The sequence below is a fragment of the Sandarakinorhabdus sp. genome, assembly GCF_031422795.1.
GTDB lineage: Bacteria > Pseudomonadota > Alphaproteobacteria > Sphingomonadales > Sphingomonadaceae > Sandarakinorhabdus.
Genome location: NZ_JANPML010000348.1, coordinates 1 through 2,922 on the forward strand (window position 1 = coordinate 1; position 2,922 = coordinate 2,922).

At 65.0% G+C, this 2,922-nt stretch carries 3 protein-coding genes and 1 pseudogene; 2 read left to right on the forward strand and 2 right to left on the reverse strand.

Translation table 11 applies throughout. From position 1 onward, the window contains the following. Positions 1-427, forward strand: a pseudogene (locus tag RMO81_RS12220) (23S rRNA (adenine(2503)-C(2))-methyltransferase RlmN); the annotation flags it as partial. A 139-nt stretch (positions 428-566) separates the two neighbouring features. On the opposite strand, the gene RMO81_RS12225 reads toward RMO81_RS12220, so the two are convergent. Continuing rightward, entirely contained in the window at positions 567-1,103 is a 537-nt protein-coding gene (locus tag RMO81_RS12225; RefSeq protein ID WP_310476168.1) for a nucleotide exchange factor GrpE, read from the reverse strand. Continuing rightward, entirely contained in the window at positions 1,100-2,140 is a 1,041-nt protein-coding gene (hrcA, locus tag RMO81_RS12230; protein WP_310476169.1) for a heat-inducible transcriptional repressor HrcA, read from the reverse strand. Before hrcA ends, RMO81_RS12225 begins: the two co-directional genes overlap by 4 nt. A gap of 102 nt (positions 2,141-2,242) precedes the next feature. Here hrcA and rph point away from each other — a divergent pair. Next, the coding region (rph, locus tag RMO81_RS12235) for a ribonuclease PH (RefSeq protein WP_310476170.1) at positions 2,243-2,922 on the forward strand (680 nt) is incomplete at its 3' end.

Sequence of the window (2,922 nt, forward strand, 5' to 3'; positions counted from 1 at the left end):
CGACGAGATCGTGCCGATCAACAAGAAATACGGCATCGAACAGCTGCTGCGGGCGTGCGCCGATTATCCCGGCGTCAACAACGCCCGGCGCATCACGTTTGAATATGTGATGCTGAAGGACAAGAACGACAGCGACGAAGAGGCGCGCGAGCTGGTTCGTCTGATCCGCAAATATAATCTGCCGGCCAAGGTCAACCTGATCCCGTTCAACCCGTGGCCGGGCAGCACCTATGAATGTTCGTCAGATGCCCGCATTCGCGCCTTTTCCGATATCATCTTCAAGGCCGGCTTCTCCGCCCCGGTCCGCACCCCACGCGGGCGGGACATCATGGCAGCGTGCGGCCAGCTGAAATCGGCATCGGAAAAGATCAGCCGCGCCGAGTTGGACAAGCGCGCGGCGGAGAAGGAATTGGGCTGGGTGGATTGAACCTTGGCCGACGAAGATTCAGAAAGAATAGCCTCCGGCGGGCAGGCCTGAGGCCTGCACCCGTTTGTTTTTTCGTCCCGTGCCGCCTGGCGCGTTGACGAAAACACGCCCCAGAAACGGAAACAAGGCGGCTCTGCGGTTACCCGTCGGCGCGCGAAACGCTGACCATCGCCGGCCGCAGCAGGCGGTCACGCATCGTCCAGCCGCTGGCCAGTTCCGCCACCACGCTGCCGGCGTCCATGTCGCTTTCCACTTCCAGCATGGCCTGGTGGCGATTGGGATCAAGCGGTTCGCCGGCGGTGATTTCAATCCGGGAAATACCCTGCCGGCCAAAGATCGCCAACAATTCGCGCTCGGTCGCTTCGATGCCGGTGCGCACATTGTCAAAGCCGTCGGCCGGCAGCGCAGCCACGGCGCGGCGCAGATTTTCAGCCACGGCCAGCATATCGCGGGCAAAGCCGGTGACGGCATATTGCGTGGCTTCGGCCTTGTCGCGCTCCAGCCGGCGGCGGGTGTTTTCGCCATCGGCCATGACGCGCAGCAACCGGTCTTTCATCTCGGCGATTTCCTGATCCTTTGCAGCCAAGGCTTCGGCCAGATCAATCTCCGGAGTCTCCGGGGTTTCCGGCGCATCCGGGATTTCGGGCATTTCAGGATTTTCGGTTACGTCGGTCATGATACCAATCTGCTCAGGGTTCGGGCGGTGTAATCCACCATGGGGATGACGCGGGCATAGTTCAACCGCGTCGGCCCGATAACCCCCACAACACCGATCACTTTGCCATCATTGCCACGATATGGCGCGGCGATGACGCTGGACCCGGATAACGAGAACAGCCGCGATTCCGCTCCGATGAAGATGCGCGCGGCTTCGGCTTCGCGGGCGCGGTCGAGCAGTCGGATCAGCTCGGCCTTGTCTTCCAGATCGTCGAGCAGCTGGCGCACCCGCTCCACATCCACCGCGTCTTCCACCAGATTGGCCTGGCCGCGCACGATCAGCACCGGGCGGGCGGCCGCATCGGACGACCACGCCGCCAGCCCGGCCGCCACAGCCGTTTGCGTCAGCGTGTCGAGCATGGCGCGATCGCGGGCGATCTCCTGGCTCATGCGCGCCATGGCTTCGGCCAGCGTTAACCCCGCCAGCCGTGTGGTGATGTAATTACCGGCAGCTTCGAGGCTGGCCGGCAACACACCCGCCGGCAGATCGAGCAGCCGATTTTCGACGCTGCCATCGGCGCCAACCAGCACCACCAGCGCCTGGGTGGGCGACAGCAGCACGAAACTGATCTGGCGAATGATCAGCTCGCGCGCCGGCACCAACACCAGCCCGGCGCATTGTGACAGGCCCGACAGCGCGGCGGTGGTGCGAGTCAGCGCCTCTTCCATGGCCACGCCCGGCGCCAGCCCGGCTTCCAGCGCCGCGCGTTCATCCATCGAAGGTTCGGCCGCCTGCATCATGCCATCGACAAACATCCGCAGGCCCAGTTCGGTGGGCAGCCGCCCGGCAGAGGTGTGCGGCGCGGCCAGCAGGCCCAGTTCCTCCAGATCCTGCATGACGTTGCGGATCGAGGCCGGCGACAGGCCCAGCCCACCGCCCTTGGACAAGGTGCGGCTGCCCACCGGCGCGCCAGAGCTGAGATAGGCATCGACAATCTGCCGGAAAATCGCCCGCGCCCGGTCGTTCAGGTCGGCCAAAGGCGGCGTTTGCTGCATGGGATCAATCTAAGGGGTGGGCCGGCGCGGCGCAATGGGCGCTTCCCTTCGGGGCCGGCAGGCAATATGGCGCCGTGCAACAGCAACAGGAAAGATGACAACATGCGCCCATCCGGCCGCGCTCCCGATCAGATGCGTTCGATCGAAATGATCCCCGGCTTCTCCGCCCATGCCGAAGGCTCGTGCCTGGTCAAGTTCGGCAACACCCACGTGCTGGTGACGGCCAGCGTGGAAGACCGGGTACCGCCGTGGCTGCGCGGCGGCGGCAAGGGCTGGGTGACGGCGGAATATGGCATGCTGCCGCGCGCCACCCACACCCGCGGCCAACGCGAAGCCGCCAAGGGCAAGCAATCGGGCCGCACCCAGGAAATCCAGCGCCTGATCGGGCGCTCCCTGCGCGCCGTGACTGATCTGGTGGCGCTGGGCGAACGCCAGATCACGCTGGATTGCGACGTGATCCAGGCCGATGGCGGCACCCGCACTGCGGCCATTTCCGGCGCCTGGGTGGCACTGCGCCTCGCGCTCGACACCATCCATGCGAAAACGCCGCTGGCCGTTGATCCGCTGACCACCCAGGTCGCGGCGATTTCCTGCGGCATCTATCAAGGCACGCCGGTGCTTGATCTGGATTATATCGAAGACAGCGCCGCCGATACCGATGCCAATTTCGTGCTGACCGACAAGGCTGGCATCGTCGAAGTGCAGGGCACCGCCGAAGGCGTGCCGTTCGACGAGGAAGCGCTGCTGCGCCTGCTCCGCCTCGCCCGCATCGGCTGCGCCGA